The following is a 17,940-nucleotide window of genomic DNA, read 5'->3' as shown; positions in this document are numbered from 1 at the left end:
GCTTATTCTGCAATCTTAAATTCCACCCTTCTGTTCTTTTGCCTTCCCGCGCTCGTGTCATTAGTATCTATAGGTTGTGCTTCACCATATCCCATTGTCACGATTCGATCAGCCGTGATCCCATTTTGTCTGAGGTAGTTTGTAACCGCCTGCGCCCTTCGCTGTGACAATCTCTGGTTATAGTCTGCGTCTCCTCTGGAGTCAGTATGCCCAGATACCTCCACCTTCTTGATCTCACCGCTCTGCATATATTCCAGCAATCTGCTTAGCTCCGGATAAGATGAAGTTTTAAGTACAGCCTGGTCAAAGTCGAAGAAAATGTTCTTAAGCACGATGCTCGCTCCCTTTTTAATCTGCGACAGATAGATATCCACCACGATGGAGTCATTGGAGGCCAGTTTATTCAGATCAAAGTTTTCATTAGTAGAGATATAACCCGGATGCTTGGCCAACAGGCCATAGCGGGCTCCACCACGCACAGTCATCTCAAAAATTCCATTTTCATCAGACCTCACCTGACCAATATCAACACCATCTGGTAAGCGCTCCAACACCATGTGCACGCCCGGCATCAGCATGTTCGTGCCTTGCTCCATCACACGTCCTTTGATGGTGGCAAAATAAGCATCTGGCTTGTCTGTGGTGAGGTGTCCCACGGTTTCCATAAGAGGACTGCCTTTATCCAAAAAAATATCATCGGCCTTAAACCTGAAGATATCCGTATCATCATCTATGGTTCCTCTTGAGAAATAGATGTGCTTTCCAGAAGAAGGAATACTAAAATACTGATCATCTCCTTTGGAGTTGACACTGGATCCAAGATTTTCCGGGTCAGACCAGCGTTCCCAGGTCTTATCCAAGCGAATGGTTACATAGATATCAGACCCTCCATATCCGCTCAGTCCTGAAGTAGAATAATAGAGCGTCTTCTCATCAATGCCCAAAAATGGTGAAAAATCATCCGCTGCTGTATTGATCTCATCTCCAAGGTTCTTGGGTTCCGACCAGGTGCCGCCCTGATCGAAAGAAACGTATAGATCACGTCCACCATAAGAATCATCTCTTTCTGCCGCTATGACCATCGCCTTACCCGAAGCAGAGAGAAAATAGTCCACCTTTGGCGAATAGTTGTAATCATTGGTGACCTCCACTGCAACTGGGTCGTCGAATTTGTCTCCCTTTCGCCTGGACACGGACACTCCCGTGTACATCCGGCCCTTTTTTCCGTATCTGTTGCCCAATACCAGCACCTCTTCTCCATCCACCATGGTAATAGAGGAAATAAAATTTGGCCCTTCCGTATTCAGCGGTGGCCCAATATTCTTTGCTGGTAACCATTCGCCCGTTTTCGGGTCAAGATCCGAAACCCAGATATCCTCCACATCATCCACTCCGCCTACATTGTCGGGGTGGTACCTTCTACTAAAATAAAGGTGCTTCCCATCTGGGGAAATGATAGGGCTGTGCTCGATGTACGGACTATTTACGTTTGTCGAGAGTTTATCTGCCTCTTTATTCTGGGCCATGCCCGGGACCAAATTAATAAGTACCGAAATCGGCAAATTGGACGCTGAGATACCTATCGCATCGATGGCATTGTAGCCTGGTACCGCTTCTCCATCTATAAATACCTTGATGGCATAGATTTCGTAGGGGGTATCGTCAAAGAAAAGGTTCAGCAACCGGCTGTCTATAGGAATAGCACGGGGAGTAAGTTCAAACAGCGTGTACTCATTGTATTCATTGTCATAAGCGTAGACCCTCGTCACTGCACCCGGATTTTCTGATTCAGCAATGGCCACCTGCTTGGCTCTGATGGGCTTGTCGAATGAAACCATGATGAATTCCTCCCCATTCTCAGACTTTGGTCTCCAGGCGTTAGGGTTGTCCCCACCTGATGGCATCACATTCGGCTTGTGTAGCGCCTGAATAGCAGAATATTCCAATGGCGAATACTCACTTGAGACATCCACCACTTGCGATCCCCAAACCACAGTTTCCTGCGCGAAGGTTGAAAGTGTAACAAAATAGGCAAAAAGGTAAACGGCGACTGATTTTTTCATAAGGCTTGGTATTATCTACTGATGACACGAACTTCTACCCGGCGATTCTTGGTTTTCGCTTCATCGGTCCTTTCAGTATAAAGTGGTTGGCTACCACCAAAGGCTTTGGTTAAAACCCTGTTCTTTTTTACACCCTTGCTCACAAGGTATTCTTTTACAGCCACAACCCTGGCTTCCGAGAGTGACATATTGGCCTCTGGGTTTCCTGCAAAATCGGTATGCCCTTCCAGCTGGATAATGAGGGAAGGTCTACTATCGAGGTACTCTACCAGGTTGTCCAGTTCTTCAAAAGAACTCTCGGTGATCACGTCACTCCCCCTGGCAAAGATCAGGTTATTCAGGGTGATCAGCTCAGGCTCTTCTTCTGGCTCTAGATAAAAATCGAAATTCATAGACCCGTCGCCATTTGCGTTGGTGACTGTTAATTCACGGGTCAGTTCTAAAAACCCATTGAGCGTAATTCGAAAATTATACTTGTCTCCATTGATCAAATAGAATTCATAGTTGCCCTGAGGACCACTCTTTGCAGTACCCATATCATCATAGTACGGCAGCTTTTCATAGTAAATGGATGCTGAGATGCCTGAGGAATCCTTTTGGCTGAGTACTTTCCCATTAAACCTTACATATTTATCTATGGCCTGACCTTGGGATATGAGTGCGGCAGTGATCAAAATCAGACTCAGTAAAGTTCTGTACATGATTTTAGGTTTGGTTTTGAACCAAATTAACGGAAATAAATCTAAATATTAAAATCCTGTACCTGTATTGCTTACTTCTGAGAAAGCGGTATCTGAGCAAGCATTGGCTTTGCAGAGTCTTCCTTGATCTTCATTAATTTGTTGATCATCACATTTTTTACGTGCAGGAAGTCCTTCAATTTTTTAGGGTCAATAGGCTCTGAGGGTGGTAAATCTACTTTCAAGGCATCTACCTGAATCCCATTTTTCCAGAACCTGAAACACAAGTGAGGCCCATTGGCTAGCCCAGTACTACCCACATATCCGATGGTTTGACCCTGTTTTACAGTCACTCCGGGCCGTATCCCTTTGGCTATTTTGGACATGTGCAGGTACTGTGTAGTATAGTTACTGTTATGCTTCACTTTGACATAGTTTCCGTTGTACTGACCGTACTTGGCCTCCAAAATCACCCCATCTCCAACACTTCGAATTTCTGTCCCCACAGGTGCAGCATAATCTGTTCCCAGATGTGCCTTGTAGCGCTTCTGCACAGGGTGGTACCTGCGTGGGCTGTATCGTGAGCTGATCCTGGAGTAATTGAGTGGCGCTCTTAGAAAAGTCTTTCTGAGGCTGTTACCGTCTTCATCAAAATAGTCCTCCTGTCCTTCTTGATTATAGTATACCGCGAAGTACTCTTTATCAAAATGCTTAAAGTAAGCACCCAATATTCTATCAACGCTCACCACTTCACCATCTACACTTCTCTGGTCATAAATGACCCTGAACTCATCTCCCTTCTGGATTCGGAAAAAATCCACCTGCCAGGCAAAAATATCTACCAGCTTATTCACCAAAAGAGGAGAAGCACCTTCAGCCAACACGGCTTCATAAACACTCGATTCGATTTTTGCCGTGAGTACGCGCTCCTCGCGGACCACGGGCTTGGCCACACTCTGCACATAGATGGAGTCTGAGAGATTAAAAATGACGTACTGGGTCGGATCCGGCTCAAAGATGAACTGACGTGCTGTTTTCAGCTCATCCCGCTCATGAATAATGGTAAATGGATATCCGGCTTTGAGCTTTCGCACATCAAAAACTCCTTTTGAGGCATTTGCCAGGGCGTAGATATCTTCCCTGGATATATTAAAGCTGGAAAGAATTTCAGAAATGTTCTGGCTCCATTTTACTTTCCCTTCAAACACATCAAAAGAGTCGATGGCGATCCCGTATAGGAGGGTTGGCTCTGGCAGGATTTCCTGAAATAAAGAATCGGGCTCCTCTATGGAAATAGTTTCAATCTCAAGGCCTTCATTTGTACTTCCGTAGAAGTAAACCAACATGACGGCCAACACCACACCAATTCCAAATACAATTTTCTTCGACATATCCGCTCAAACGCTCAGTTTCACATTGCAGTCTTTCCCTGCTCCAAAAACAATACAAAGTTATCAACATTTAAATCATAAGCCTTGGGTTCCGTAAGAATCGTCCCGTCAGGCGAAAGAATGAGATAATAGGGCTGGGCATTGTTGCCATACCTGGTGATCTGAAAATCCGCATTCTGCTTACCAATGGTTTTCTTGATCTTGCCATCATACTCAGACGTATACCACTGGTCTTCTGAAAGCTCTGTCTTGTCATCTACATAAAGGGCCAACAAGACAAAATCCTCTCTGAGTCGATTCAGCACCGCCGGTTCTGACCAGACCCGTGCCTCCATTTCACGGCAGTTCACGCACCCATGACCAGTGAAGTCTACGAATACGGGTTTATTCACTTTCTGCGCACAGGCCAGTGCCTGATCGTAATCAAAATACCCTCTGAGACCATGAGGCCAATGTAGAAAATCAGCGTATAGTGGTTCCTCGCACCCTTTTGGGGTATCCAGGGGCAAACCAGAATCCCTGATCTCGCTAACCAAATCAAAATCGTGCGTGGACACCGGAGGCAGATAACCTGCAAGCGCTTTCAGGGGTGCGCCAAACATGCCCGGGATAAGATAGGCCACAAACGCAAAAGTGGCCATGCTCAGCATGAGTCTGGACACTGATACGGTCTTTAACTCACTGTCTCCTGGGAGCTTTATTTTTCCTAACAGATAAAACGCCAGCATCGTGAAGATGACAATCCAGATGGCCAGGTAGATCTCTCTGTCCAAAATCCCCCAGTGGTACGCCTGGTCGGCAATGCTCAAAAACTTAAAGGCCAATGCCAGCTCCAGAAATCCCAGCACCACCTTTACAGAATTCAGCCAGCCACCCGACTTGGGGAGCGACTTCAGCCAATTGGGGAAAAGGGCAAATAGTGAAAAAGGAATCGCAAAGGCGGCGGAAAAGGCAAACATCCCAAGTATTGGCTTGAGCGAAAGGCCTCCGGCCGACTCCACCAAAATGCTCCCTACAATAGGGCCCGTACAGGAGAAGGAAACCAAAACGAGCGTGAGTGCCATAAAGAATATGCCTATTAACCCTCCTTTGTCTCCCAGTTGATCCACGTTATTCACCCACCGGTGTGGCAGGGTGATTTCGAACAATCCAAAAAAGGAAAGCGCAAAAACCACAAACACGATAAAAAACAACACATTGGGTAGCCAACCTGTGGCCAGGTCGTTGGCGGTTTCCGGTCCCATAAAGGGAGACAGCACCGCCCCAATGAGGGAATAAATCAAAATAATGCAGAATCCATAAAAGAAGCTATTGATGAGACGCCCCTTTTTGTGATTGTCCTTGCCGGTGAAGTACGTGACCGTCATGGGAATCATGGGAAAGACGCAGGGTGTGAGCAATGCCGCCAACCCGGCCAAAAAGGCCACCAGCATAAACGAAAGCAGCGAATAGGGATCCGTAGAGTCACGCTTCTGGAGCAACCCCGTAGATTCTTTCGCTCCTGCTGTCCCCGCTTTCCTTCCTCGGAATTCAAACTCACCATCGCCGGGAATACATTTGCCAGTAGCATCGGTACACACCTGAAACTCATAGGTACCCTTGATCACATAATCGGGATCAAGGATTTTGACCTTTTGCGTGAAGCGCGCTTTCTCATAAAAGATGCTCACTTCGCCCTCCCAAAGAGAGTCATATTTACGCTTCGGATTGATAGGGAGTGTTTCCCCCACCAACTCATAGCCGACATGAGGTTCAAAAACAAACTCCGCCAACATCGGCCCCAGATCAGGGTCGAAATCATTAGAATAGAGGTACCATTTTTCATCAATTTTCACATCGAAAGAAATGATCACTTCCTCTCCTGCATTGGGTGTTGATGGTGAAACTGAGACCTTCCAGGTAGCTGGGTGGAGCACCTGTGCCTGAGAAAAACTCCCCCAGAGCACAGCTGTCAAAAACAATATTTTCCTCATTGAGTAGTCATTTTACAAACCGCTTGGGCCTGTCCTATTTTTCTAGTTCACTGAAAAACCGATAAAAATGCGAAATCGTTTCTATGCCCTTGTAAAAATTGAACAAGCCATAGCTTTCGTTGGGTGAATGGATGGCATCTGAATCCAGTCCAAAACCCATTAATATAGGATCGAGTGCCAGTTCTTTTTGAAATAACGCCACAATCGGGATGCTTCCGCCTTCCCGCGTTGGGATTGGCTTTTTACCCCATGCCTCCTCAAAGGCCCTGCTGGCCGCCTGATAGGCTGGAGAGGTAGTAGAAATGACGGCTGGTTCTCCACCGTGGTGTGGTGTCACTTTCACCTTCACGGATTTTGGTGCAATGGATTCAAAGTGTTTGGTGAAAATTTCGGTGATCTCATCACTGTCCTGATGCGGTACCAGCCTCATAGAAATCTTGGCATTGGCCTTGGATGGCAATACTGTCTTTGCGCCTTCACCTATGTATCCTCCCCAAATGCCGTTCACATCCAAAGTAGGTCTGATTCCGGTTCTTTCTATGGTAGAATAGCCCTTTTCTCCTTTCACATCATTGATCTTCAGGTCTTTCTTATAGGCCTCCAGGTCGAAGGGCGCTTTGGCCATTTCGGATCTTTGTTCGGTGCTCAGGTCTTCCACCTTATCATAAAAACCAGGAATGGTGATGTGTCCCTCCTTATCCTGCAAGCTGGCGATCATATCACACAGCACATTGATCGGGTTGGCGACTGCTCCGCCATATACACCGGAGTGCAAATCTCTGTTGGGGCCTGTCACTTCCACTTCCAGATAGCTGAGTCCACGCAGGCCTACGGTAATGGACGGAGTATCATTGCTAATAATAGAGGTGTCGGAGATCAAAATCACATCTGCAGCCAGCTTCTTTTTATTCTCTTTGACGAAAGTCTCCAGATGCGACGAGCCCACTTCCTCCTCTCCTTCTATCATAAACTTGGCATTGCAGGGCAAGGACCCGGACTTCACCAAAGATTCAAACGCCTTCACATGCATGTACATCTGGCCTTTGTCATCACAAGCGCCACGTGCATAAATGCGCTCATTTTTGATCACCGGCTCAAAAGGGGGGGAATCCCAAAGCTCATAGGGGTCTGCGGGCTGCACGTCGTAGTGGCCATATACCAATACCGTGGGTAGCTTTGGATCAATGATTTTTTCGGCGTACACAATGGGGTGGCCCGGGGTTTCCACCAGCTCCACTGTATCTGCGCCAGCTTCTTCAAATTTTGCTTTGATAAATTCCGCGGCCTTTCGTACATCGCCCTTAAACTTGGAGTCTGCACTCACAGAGGGGATCCTGAGGAGGTCGAGCAGTTCTTCTAGGTATCTTTCTTTATTAGATTGAAAATGTTGGATTGCGTCCATTAGGGTTATCTATTTTGTTGATTATTTGAGCTGCAAATATAGGCCTTGTATCAAAAGCCAAAACCATCGTCATCAGACTCTTCTATGGTATCAAAGGTTTCATCGTCCAGATTTACTTCGTCTGGAGATACCAGGTCATAAGGATCGGTGATACCGAAGTATTTTTCACGGAAATCATTAATGAATGATAGGGTCTCATTTTCATCTCCCAGCACCAGCACCAACTCTCCAGGTTTTGATTTTCCATAGTTCGATTTGGCAGTTACCTCATCATTAAACTTACTGTTGGAAGAGTACATCAGCAGGTTGTTGGAAGCGTAGCTGATAAAATACCAGGTACCAGGTGCCGCCTGAATGAAAATGTTCATCGCATCATTGTTAGAATCATCCTTTTTGATCTCAATAAACCCATCCAGTTTGGCGTTCACGTCATTGTCGTAAATATTGGAGATGGCCAACTTGGTGGTATTATAAAAGGACTTGTGCGCCTGAGACCATTTCATTTTCACTCCTGAAATGACCAATGATTTTTCAAGGTTTTCTGCGGAGGTATACAAGGGTTTGTAGTCCTTCAAACTGGCTTTTTCATAAGCCTTCGCCACTTTGTCAGAAGTAAAATTGGCGAGCTTGTAAAGCAACTCCAGGGAAATATCATTGGCCAGCGGAGGACCCAGCCTTTCTATGATGTCCAGAAGGTCTTCAGACATCAGTTCCATAAAAGTCTGGGAATTTTGTAGCGTAATCGCCAGAAATGCATCAATGTTATACTCGTTGGAGGTTGCATTCCCATTTCCCAAAACACTGGCTTCAATCGTCACTTTTTGAGCATATGGACTAAAGAAACTTACCGGTCCTTCAAAAATGATGTTCTTGGTCTTGTCATCATAAATCAGCGTGTGACCATCATAACTTTCTCCCAGGGTCTTGGAGGGTTTCTCAATGCGATAGCTCAACGATGCGGTATCGTAGGTAAGGATTCCCTTCGCCTTGAAGAAGTCTTCATCCGAGTCGTTCTTCTTATCAGCTAAAAAAGTAGAGTACAAACTACCCCTGAGGTCATACTGAAGGCCGGCAACAACCGGGTCTTCATTGTCGTACAGTGCTGTTTCTACGTCTATGGCTATTTCCGGATTGTTATCCTTGCGCTCAAACAGGATCCAATAGTCATACGCTGGATCAGAAAGCATCAGCTTCACTGCGCCATTGAGTTCGAGGGCTTTTTTGTAAGCAAACATCTTTGCAGCCCCCTTATAATAGAAACCCGGGGCAATGATCAGGTTCTCCTTTGCAAGCACTTCTCCGCCAGATGTTGTCATCAGTTTTGGTTTGCCATCCACAAAAACCTCACTCAGCACAAACTGATCAAACTTGATGGCGAAAGTGTCTGCTCCTGACACCAGGCGGTACATGGCTGACCCTATAAATTTATTTCTCGAGATAATCTTTACCTCTCCATTATAGAGATAGTGATACGCATTCAGGGTGTCAATAATCAACTCCGCATTATTGAAGGATTGCAGCTCAAAATTTTCGAGAATCGTTGTTTCATTATTCTCAGGAATGATTTTGGCATCAGCCACGATGATATATGGGATTCCTTTCACGTTCAGCTCCCTGCTGTTGAAATCATAGGTAGCCTGCTCGGCATTGAATGCCAGTGAATCCAGATCCTTTCTGGTTGTATAGAAGTAAGAGCTTGCTATGGGCACATTCTTAGGCTTGGTCATCGTCACGGTAGAATCATCCAGGTTCCAAACGGCATTGGTAATGGAGGTTCTCATTTGGGCATAAGGAAAAGAGAGTGCTGCCACCCCGGCCTTTTCCGGTTGAATAAGGGCAGTGCCGTTTTTCAGATCAAAGTTGAGGCGGATGTCATCTCCCGCCATGGCGGGCTTGTCTGGGTTGTTGGTCAGAATGGCAAACTTGGCATGTCTGGCACTATAGGAAAATTCCTTGAAGGTGAGTTCCTGAGACACGGCTCTGGATCCCCGGGTCAGCATAGTACCCACACCATATACACCCCTTGAAGTGATGTTTACCGCTCCATCCAGTTCTGCTGTTGCATTGTAAAACTTGAAGGGCTTACGGATATTTCTCAGAAACATACTGTCAATACGGGGCTCCCAGTGCATGCGGTAGGGACCTAGTACAGCTTCAGGATAGCTGGAGCCGTTGGCCTCTCCCGGACGGATAACCCCTCCTGTGCCATATGCCGCCACAGAATCGGGATAATAGACAAAGTCCTTGGAATAAATGGTGGAGGTAATGAAATCAATCTTTCCCTTCCCTCGCATCCCCTGATTACTCAGCCGGATATTCTCATAGGTACGCGCTGTGGTCCCATAAAGGGTATATCCCTCTGGTGGGATTTGATGGATAAAGCCTAAGGATTGATCCGGTTGCAGGCTCAGTGTCTCTTCAAAGTTGGGAAAAATCCCACCTGAATTGAATGTTCCATCAAATCGAATGGCCTCCTGGCTACTGAGGCTATCAGAATCAAATGGTGGGATAATAAACTTCACCGACTTGTCATAAGCTCCATTGAGCACCTCGGGCCCATCAAAATATACGATGGCATCTGACTCTGACACAAAATCAGGAAAGGCCGCTGAGGATTTCAATCCTGATTTATTTCTCGGATCATCCAGGTACAGCGTGCCAGAGGTCTCGTTGAGGTGGTTTTGTAAAGACACCTTCTCCTGGCCTGCCTGCTTCAGTGAGTCCGGCAGCTCTACCTGAATCCGAATGGAATCCACCTGCTGGAGGTTGATCAAAAACTGATCATAGTCAAAGAGATAATGTTTTCCTTTGTATTGAAAATCCCCGGCGTTCACCATGCCGTCCATTTCGATATTGCGCCCCTTCAAGAGGGTCATTACCTGATCCTTTGGTTCGGCATATACCTTAAAATCTGAGGTGTAGTAAAAACGACTGACTCCCGTTACTTTCATATCCCCAGAGTCCAGTCTCCAGGTAGCATTGGGTAAGTTCGGCGATAGAGATGGGATCAGCAGGTTATCGTAGTCCACCTTCTGACCTGAGGCATCGTGGTAATGAAAAGCCTTATCGTTCAATTGCACCAGACCTGTCTCAGGATTGTACTTAGCAAAACCAAATTGCTTCAGAAGCTTCATCGCTCCCCTTACCTGCTTGAGGGGCACATTGAAATGATTGGCGATCTCCCGATCCGCAAATTCACGGGTATTAAATTTATTGGCATAAAATACGCTGGTAATCACCGGGTGAAACTGAAAACCAGCACTCAGTCGACTGAAACGCTCCTGACTGAAAAAGTCCCTGGACTCTATGGTGACGGGAATCAGATCTTTCCCATTGAGAATAGAAAAGTTGATGGAATCGGTTTTCATATCCCAATTGATGATCTGAGCATTCACATTCACCTGAAAATAGCTGCTCACGAAAGGAGTAACGTTGTATTCCTTGGTTCGGAGCAAAGCCAGTTTCCTTGTTTTGGTATCGTAGAAAACCTCTACAGAAGGGTGAATAAGGGAATCGCTTCCGTGCTTGATGGTGAGTCTGGCACTGGCAGAAGTGATCACACTGTCGGCTCTAAATTCGAACCGCTCACTGCGGAGTATAGCCTGATTACCCTTGCCATCCAATAGGGTCAGTTTCCCGAGTCTTCTGGAAACGGAAGCTCCGGACAATCTGTTTCCGCTGATTTCGATGCCTCCTCTGTACCTGACATTTGTCATGGGCAGGATCAGGTCAATATTGGATTCATTCGAGGTGAACTTTGGGAAATTACTGAGCTGGTTGGGCTTTCGGGTTTGGCTTTTGAATTCATAAGCCCCACTTACACTACCCTGAAACAGTTTTGGGAACGTTAGTGTGGCGTTGGGCGACCAGAAATCAGCCCGATCGGCACGGATGTAAAATTTACCTAGGTTTACCACGGCTCCCTTGAAATTTTTATTGTCTGCTGGCCAGTTAATCACTGCATTCTCTCCAGCGTATACGCGATTCTTCAATAAAAACGTGCCGTCTGTTTCTTTAATCCTCATAGAATCATAAGGTGTAACGATGAGCATACTATTGTTTTCCAGTTGAATGGCAGGACCTTCCAGAGCAGGATGTCTGTATTTCGCCTGAAGCCCTGCCACATAATCCTGAGCAATGGTTTCCACAAATTGCCGGTCTGCCTTTTCTTCAAATACCTCTCCCGAGTCGTCATAGCCCCAGACATTTTCGCTATCCACCCAGTTGTCATCATAAGAGGACTTCCCATCATCTGCCCAGGGGTCAGCATCATCCGCCCAGGGGTCATCCTTTTGGTCACCCCACGGATCAGCATCATCTGCCCAGGGATCATTCTGTCCGGAATTCCAGTCATCATTCTGTGGTCCACTCCACAGACTTCCTTTATTGTCCGGAGGGTTTAGGGGTTCCTTTTCCTCTATCGGCTCTTCGATCTGCTCCACCGGCTCTATGTATTCGTCCAATAACTTGAACTGGAACGTGCCATTGTCCGTGAGTGCTAAAACATTTTTGGATTTGCCGATAATTCTCCTTGCCATAAACATGTTCAGGCCCAGAAGAAAGTTGCGATATTCCTCCCTGTTCATGGTCTTCACCATCTGGTCATTGATCTTGAGAACCTGAGCAATGTCGCTGGAAGGAAGGTTGGCCTGAGCATTGGCGAACGCCAGGTAACTAAAATAGTACCAGAAAAAAGGATCAAATCCATAGCCCTTTTTGTCCATTTGAAGGGCAATGGAGTGGATCATGTCCTGATTGGCAGAAGTGAAGGCGCCAGTCCAGGCGTTGTTAAAATCGAACGCCACCTTTCGGGCTGGCTCTGTATCCAAAGCCCTTAATCGGGTCATTACCTGATTAAAAAATGTGGCCTTATCATCCGAAAACGATCGCTGTGCCTGAACCTCCGACAGGAGGGCCATTCCAATTAAAACAAACAGGCCTAGGCGCTTCATGATGATAAATTTAGAGAAATGCTTAGAGAATTATTCTTTTTTCAATGCCAACATGGCCCATCTGTTTCGCTCCGTCTGCTCCTGATGCACCAATCCAAATTTTCCGGCCTCCGCCATCAGGTCAGCAATGTCTTCTGTGTAAAAACCACTCAACACCAAAGTGCCCTTGCTTTTCAAGCGCCGACTATATGCCCCAATCTGATCGAGAAGTACATTTTTGTTAATGTTTGCCAGAATGATGTCAAAAGGGTCTTTCTCCTGAACCGTTTCTATTCCCCCCAGTGAGAGCTTCACATGATCGCATCCATTTAACGAGAAATTCTCCTCACTATTTTCAATGCACCACTCATCTATGTCCACCGCGGTAATGTCTGTGGCACCACGTTTATGGGCCATGATGGCCAGAGCTCCCGTACCACAGCCCACATCCAATACCTTTTTTCCCTTGTGATCCAGCTGCAGCTGGTGTTTCAGTACCTGATAAGTCGTGGCATGATGGCCCGTGCCGAAAGACATTTTGGGTGTGATGATTATCTCATATGGAAAGTCCGGTCGTGGCTCATGAAATGTGGCGCGAACGATGCACTGATCTTCAACGATGACGGGATCATAATTTTTTTCCCACTCCTCATTCCAGTTTACCTTCTCCACACGCTCCACCCTGCATTCCACCTCATACCTCGCTAGTACAGCAAAAACAGGCTCCTCCTCCCAGTCGGCCTCCTCGCAGGAAATCAATAACCCGGTCTCGGTCTCTTCGAAAGCATCAAAAGGAAAAAGAGAGAGCTCTGCAATCAGAAGCTCTCTCTTTTCTTCACTACATGTGATATTGAGTGTAATAAAACTCATTAAAATGATTTAATAATGTCAGTAAAATCTCGCGACTTCAAACTGGCCCCGCCTACAAGTCCTCCATCCACATCTGGCTGAGAGAATAGTTCTTTGGCATTGTCCGGCTTCACACTTCCACCATAGAGAATGGAAATACCATCCGCAGTTTCCTGGTCATACTTTTCAGCAATAAGTCCTCGGATGAACTGGTGCATTTCCTGCGCCTGATCGGATGATGCCGTAACTCCAGTGCCAATGGCCCACACAGGCTCATAAGCGATCACCACTTTCCGGATGTCTGCTTTAGACAGGTCAAATAAACCCTCTTCTATTTGCGCTTTGTTGAGGTCAAAATGCTGATTGGCCTCTCTGGTTTCGAGCTTCTCTCCACAGCAATAAATGGGCTTCAGACCCTGCGCCAAAACCGCTTTGGTTTTTGCGGCCAACAGAGCATTGTCTTCTCCAAAGATCTCTCTGCGCTCGCTATGACCTACCACAACATATTCCACTCCCACTGACTGAAGCATTTCGGTAGAGATTTCGCCTGTAAAAGCGCCCCCTTTTTGATCGCTACAGTTCTGTGCTCCCAGGTGCACGCTGGTCGATGACCCAATCAGTTGCTTCACCACCGTGAGGTGGGTAAATGGCGGGATCAAAATCACCTCCGCATCATTCTGAACCTCATCATTGACCATGTTGATGACTTCTGAGGCCAGTTTCTTTCCACTGGCAAGGTCCAAATTCATTTTCCAGTTTCCCGCTGCAATGTTCTTTCTCATTTCAGTTTTAATCTTTTGTTTTTAAATGCTTAAAAAAGTCATCTCTGGGCTGGGGTGCATTTAAGATGTTAGTTTCTCTTTCAGATACCTCGCGGTATGATTTTCGGCTAATTTAACCATATCCTCCGGCAAACCAGCAAAACAGAGGTTTCCTCCGTTTTCACCACCTTCCGGCCCCAGATCTATAATCCAATCAGCATTCTTCACAATTTCCATATTGTGCTCTATGATCAAAACAGAGTTACCATCATTGACCAGGGCATTCAGGGCATCGAGTAGCTTCTTGATATCATGAAAATGCAGACCAGTAGTAGGCTCATCGAAGATGAACATCACATGGTCTTTTTTGATGTTCCCTCCTTTGCCCAGAAAGGAGGCCAGTTTTACCCGCTGAGCTTCCCCGCCGCTGAGGGAGCTGGAGGACTGTCCAAGTTTCACATAACCCAGCCCCACATCAAAAAGGGGCTTGATTTTATTAACAATCCCTGCTTTGTCATCAAAAAATTCAATGGCCTCCTCCACGGTCAGGTCGAGTATTTCTGAGATGTCTTTCTCCTTGTACTTTACTTCGAGGATCTCTTTTTTGAATCGCTTTCCTTTACAGTTTTCACATTCCAGGTTGAGGTCCGCCATAAACTGCATTTCTATTTTCACGGTGCCTTCTCCCTCACAGACCTCACATCGGCCACCATCCACATTAAAGGAAAAGTGCGCCGGCTTGAAGCCATTGTTTTTGGACTGTGGCAGTTCGCTAAACAGCTGACGGATGGCGTCATATGCCTTCACATAAGTGACAGGATTGGATCGGGAGCTCTTCCCTATCGGGTTTTGATCTACAAATTCTATCTGATCTATACGCTTGTAGTCACCCGAGATTTTATCATGCTTGCCTGTTGCTTCGCCGGTCACACCGAGCATTTTGCCAATCGCAGGGTATAAAATTTTCTTAACCAGGGTAGACTTTCCTGAACCACTCACCCCGGTGACCACCGTCATCACTCCGAGCGGAATTTCCACATTTATATTGCGGAGGTTGTTTTCTCGAGCTTTCTCTATGGTCAGTGACTGATTCCATTTTCTCCTTCTGGTCGGCAGCTCTATTTTCTCATCACCTCGCAGATACTTGGCTGTGTACGAATCAGTCTCCCCATTCATCTGATCTATCCGACCCTGATAGACCAGCTCGCCTCCATGTACACCGGCCGCAGGGCCGATATCGATGATTTGGTCTGCCGCCTCCATCACCTTCTCCTCATGCTCCACCACTATGACAGAGTTGCCCAGTTTTTTGAGAGAAAGTAAGACCTCTATAAGTCTGTCTGTATCTCTCGGGTGAAGCCCAATGCTTGGTTCATCCAAAATGTACATGGAGCCAACAAGCGCACTACCCAGTGAAGTAGCCAGTTTGATCCGCTGAAACTCGCCACCCGATAATGTATTGGTAAGTCTGTTGAGCGAGAGGTAACCCAGCCCCACTTTCTCCAGGTAGGAAAGGCGGTTGGTAATCTCACTCAGGATTCTTTTGGCCACCGCTTGTTGATGATCCGTCAGTTGAAGGTTTTGAAAAAAGCCAGACAGTTGGTCTACTGGCTTCAGCACCAGGTCTGTGAGGGAAGCACCATTGATTTTCACATAGCCTGCATCTTTGCGCAGGCGTGTACCCCTGCAATCCGGACACACGGTTCTTCCACGGTATCGGGAAAGCATGACACGATACTGAATTTTATGGGTTTTGGATTCCAGGTGTTTGAAAAACTCATTGAGCCCGTCGAAATATTCATTGCCCGTCCATAGTAACTCATATTCGGCCTCCGTCAGCTCATTGACTGCCCTGTGAATAGGAAAATCAAAACGAATGCCGTTCTTCACCAGGGGCTCGTTCCATTTTTGCATGGTCTCTCCACGCCAGGGAGCGATGGCTCCTTCATAAACAGAAAGGTTCGGATCCGGAATCACCATCTCCGGATCGATACCCAGAATTTTCCCAAACCCTTCGCACCTTCGGCACGCTCCATACGGGTTGTTAAAGGAAAAAAGATTGATCGTGGGCTCTTCAAACCGAATGCCGTCCAGCTCGAAAATATCAGAAAACTCCCTGGTTTCTTTCCCTACAATGTTCACTTTGCAGCGTCCCTCTCCCTCAAAAAAAGCAGTTTGTACAGAATCAGCCAGTCTAAACTGGTTTTCCTCGTCATTCTTCACCACCGCCCGGTCTATCAAGATCTCAAAAGCATGTTTCTTAGTGACCTTGGTCTGGAGTAGGTCCTCAATGAAGGCCGTTTCGTCATCCAGCAAAATCCTGGTGTAGCCTTTGCTGAGCAAAATTTTCAGCTCCTCCTCTACCGTGCGGCCTTTCTTAATATTCATCGGAGCAGAAATGATCAGTTTTTCACCCTCCTCATGGCGGAGCATAAAATCCACCACATCTGTGACACTATCTTTTCTTACTGCCTTACCGCTTACCGGAGAGTAGGTGATCCCGATCCGGGCGAATAGCAGCTTCATGTAGTCATAAATCTCCGTGGTAGTACCCACTGTAGACCTTGGGTTCCGGCTGGACACTTTCTGTTCGATAGCTATGGCCGGAGCCACACCTTTTATGTAATCCACCTCGGGTTTCTCCATACGACCCAGAAACTGGCGGGCATAGGAGCTGAGGCTTTCCACATACTTTCGCTGACCCTCGGCAAAAAGCGTGTCGAAAGCCAGGGAAGATTTGCCTGATCCGGACAGACCGGTAATAACCACCAACTGATCTCTGGGGATGGCCACATCCAGATTTTTAAGGTTGTTTACCCGGGCGCCTTTGATAATGATAAATTTCTTGGGATCGTACTGATCTATAGATTTGGCCATGCTCAATGCTTCGTGTTCGCAGATACAACTAATGTATTTGCGCTTTGATTATAAAAGAATGCAAAATTAGAAATTCGAATGGAGATTTGTTTGTAAAATAATATTCATATAGTTTTGATTGTACACGAGTAAAAAATTTAACCTACACATCAAACCCTGACAATATGTAATAGACCTCTACGTTAACTAAACAGGTGACTTAATGCACAAGACTAAATTGACCGACGGCCAATTGCTGTCTCAGTACAAAAACGGTAACGAAGAGGCGTTTGCAGTTTTACTCGAACGACACAAGGACAGGGTGTTTACCACTATTTATTTGATTGTAAAAGATCGCTATCAGGCAGAAGACCTGATGCAGGATGCTTTTATCAAAGCGATCAAGACGATCAAAGCTGGCAAATACAACGAGGAGGGGAAGTTTCTTCCGTGGATGTTGCGCATTGCTCACAATCTCGCGATTGATCATTTCAGAAAAGCTAAGCGCAATCCTGAAATCGTGATGGAGGATGGTAGCAATGTGTTCAATACGCTGGATTTTTCTGAGGCATCAATCGAGGACGAACATATTAAACGAGATACTTACAATCTGCTAAAGCAGTATATACAGGAGCTCCCTGACGCTCAGAAGGAGGTATTGGTGATGAGGCATTATATGCAAATGAGTTTTCAGGAAATCGCCGATACCACCGGCGTGAGCATCAATACCGCTCTAGGCAGAATGAGGTATGCTTTAATCAATTTGAGGAAAAAGCTACAACATACAAATATTGCCTATGATCAAAACTTTTACAGAAAATGACCTGGTAAGGTTTCTTTATGACGAACTCAATGAAAACGAACGAGAGGTGCTAGAAAAAGCACTTTTGACTGACAGCCACTTGCGCTCCGAACTGGACAAGTTGCAGGCAGTAAAGAAAGATCTTGGTAAGGTGTCTTTCTCTCCTTCGAAAAGCTCCGTTGATAAAATCCTTAATTTCTCTAAGGGATATCACAAACAGTCTGTATAGTTT

11 protein-coding genes are annotated in these 17,940 nt (G+C 46.2%); 2 read left to right on the top strand and 9 right to left on the bottom strand.

Annotation, left to right across the window (positions count from 1 at the left end; genetic code table 11):
* Window positions 1–2 precede the first annotated feature (2 nt).
* The 9 genes from GV030_RS11820 to uvrA all read right to left on the bottom strand — a co-directional run bounded on the left by GV030_RS11820 (window position 3) and on the right by uvrA (window position 16,927).
* Window positions 3–2,063: an OmpA family protein gene (locus GV030_RS11820; RefSeq protein ID WP_159582517.1), complete on the bottom strand. Its 2,061-nt coding sequence runs from the start codon at window positions 2,061–2,063 to the stop codon at window positions 3–5.
* Window positions 2,064–2,074: 11 nt separating this feature from the next.
* Complete coding sequence (locus GV030_RS11815; RefSeq protein WP_159582516.1) at window positions 2,075–2,764, bottom strand: OmpA family protein; 690 nt, start codon at window positions 2,762–2,764, stop codon at window positions 2,075–2,077.
* A 71-nt stretch (window positions 2,765–2,835) separates the two neighbouring features.
* Window positions 2,836–4,134 carry a peptidoglycan DD-metalloendopeptidase family protein gene (locus GV030_RS11810; protein WP_159582515.1) on the bottom strand — a complete coding sequence of 433 codons (1,299 nt, stop codon included), beginning with the start codon at window positions 4,132–4,134 and terminating at the stop codon, window positions 2,836–2,838.
* Between the two features lie 20 nt (window positions 4,135–4,154).
* Window positions 4,155–6,107, bottom strand: a complete 1,953-nt coding sequence (locus GV030_RS11805; RefSeq protein ID WP_159582514.1) for a protein-disulfide reductase DsbD — start codon at window positions 6,105–6,107, stop codon at window positions 4,155–4,157.
* Between the two features lie 34 nt (window positions 6,108–6,141).
* Window positions 6,142–7,509, bottom strand: a complete 1,368-nt coding sequence (locus GV030_RS11800; protein ID WP_159582513.1) for a dipeptidase — start codon at window positions 7,507–7,509, stop codon at window positions 6,142–6,144.
* Between the two features lie 50 nt (window positions 7,510–7,559).
* A complete protein-coding gene (locus GV030_RS11795; protein WP_159582512.1) occupies window positions 7,560–12,461 on the bottom strand; it encodes a hypothetical protein in 4,902 nt (1,633 codons plus the stop codon).
* A 30-nt stretch (window positions 12,462–12,491) separates the two neighbouring features.
* Entirely contained in the window at window positions 12,492–13,310 is an 819-nt protein-coding gene (prmA, locus tag GV030_RS11790) for a 50S ribosomal protein L11 methyltransferase (protein ID WP_159582511.1), read from the bottom strand.
* Window positions 13,310–14,071 carry a triose-phosphate isomerase gene (gene tpiA / locus GV030_RS11785; RefSeq protein WP_159582510.1) on the bottom strand — a complete coding sequence of 254 codons (762 nt, stop codon included), beginning with the start codon at window positions 14,069–14,071 and terminating at the stop codon, window positions 13,310–13,312. Before tpiA ends, prmA begins: the two co-directional genes overlap by 1 nt.
* A gap of 60 nt (window positions 14,072–14,131) precedes the next feature.
* A complete protein-coding gene (uvrA, locus tag GV030_RS11780) occupies window positions 14,132–16,927 on the bottom strand; it encodes an excinuclease ABC subunit UvrA (RefSeq protein WP_159582509.1) in 2,796 nt (931 codons plus the stop codon).
* A 202-nt stretch (window positions 16,928–17,129) separates the two neighbouring features.
* Here uvrA and GV030_RS11775 point away from each other — a divergent pair, with 202 nt between their 5' ends.
* Entirely contained in the window at window positions 17,130–17,729 is a 600-nt protein-coding gene (locus GV030_RS11775) for an RNA polymerase sigma factor (protein ID WP_159582508.1), read from the top strand.
* Entirely contained in the window at window positions 17,704–17,937 is a 234-nt protein-coding gene (locus GV030_RS11770) for a hypothetical protein (protein ID WP_159582507.1), read from the top strand. The genes GV030_RS11775 and GV030_RS11770 overlap by 26 nt, the downstream gene beginning before the upstream one ends.
* Window positions 17,938–17,940: the final 3 nt, after the last annotated feature.

Origin of the sequence: Marinoscillum sp. 108 (genome assembly GCF_902506655.1) — a bacterium.
GTDB classification, from domain to species: Bacteria; Bacteroidota; Bacteroidia; order Cytophagales; family Cyclobacteriaceae; genus Marinoscillum; species Marinoscillum luteum.
The sequence above is the reverse complement of the archived record's forward strand: the minus strand, read 5'-3'. Positions and strand labels throughout refer to the sequence as shown.

Excerpts from the sequence above, each read along its gene's own strand:
- GV030_RS11820 (WP_159582517.1), bottom strand. The coding sequence starts at position 2,063 with ATGAAAAAATCAGTCGCCGTTTACCTTTTTGCCTATTTTGTTACACTT.
- GV030_RS11815 (WP_159582516.1), bottom strand. The coding sequence starts at position 2,764 with ATGTACAGAACTTTACTGAGTCTGATTTTGATCACTGCCGCACTCATA.
- GV030_RS11810 (WP_159582515.1), bottom strand. The coding sequence starts at position 4,134 with ATGTCGAAGAAAATTGTATTTGGAATTGGTGTGGTGTTGGCCGTCATG.
- GV030_RS11805 (WP_159582514.1), bottom strand. The coding sequence starts at position 6,107 with ATGAGGAAAATATTGTTTTTGACAGCTGTGCTCTGGGGGAGTTTTTCT.
- GV030_RS11800 (WP_159582513.1), bottom strand. The coding sequence starts at position 7,509 with ATGGACGCAATCCAACATTTTCAATCTAATAAAGAAAGATACCTAGAA.
- GV030_RS11795 (WP_159582512.1), bottom strand. The coding sequence starts at position 12,461 with ATGAAGCGCCTAGGCCTGTTTGTTTTAATTGGAATGGCCCTCCTGTCG.
- prmA (WP_159582511.1), bottom strand. The coding sequence starts at position 13,310 with ATGAGTTTTATTACACTCAATATCACATGTAGTGAAGAAAAGAGAGAG.
- tpiA (WP_159582510.1), bottom strand. The coding sequence starts at position 14,071 with ATGAGAAAGAACATTGCAGCGGGAAACTGGAAAATGAATTTGGACCTT.
- uvrA (WP_159582509.1), bottom strand. The coding sequence starts at position 16,927 with ATGGCCAAATCTATAGATCAGTACGATCCCAAGAAATTTATCATTATC.
- GV030_RS11775 (WP_159582508.1), top strand. The coding sequence starts at position 17,130 with ATGCACAAGACTAAATTGACCGACGGCCAATTGCTGTCTCAGTACAAA.
- GV030_RS11770 (WP_159582507.1), top strand. The coding sequence starts at position 17,704 with ATGATCAAAACTTTTACAGAAAATGACCTGGTAAGGTTTCTTTATGAC.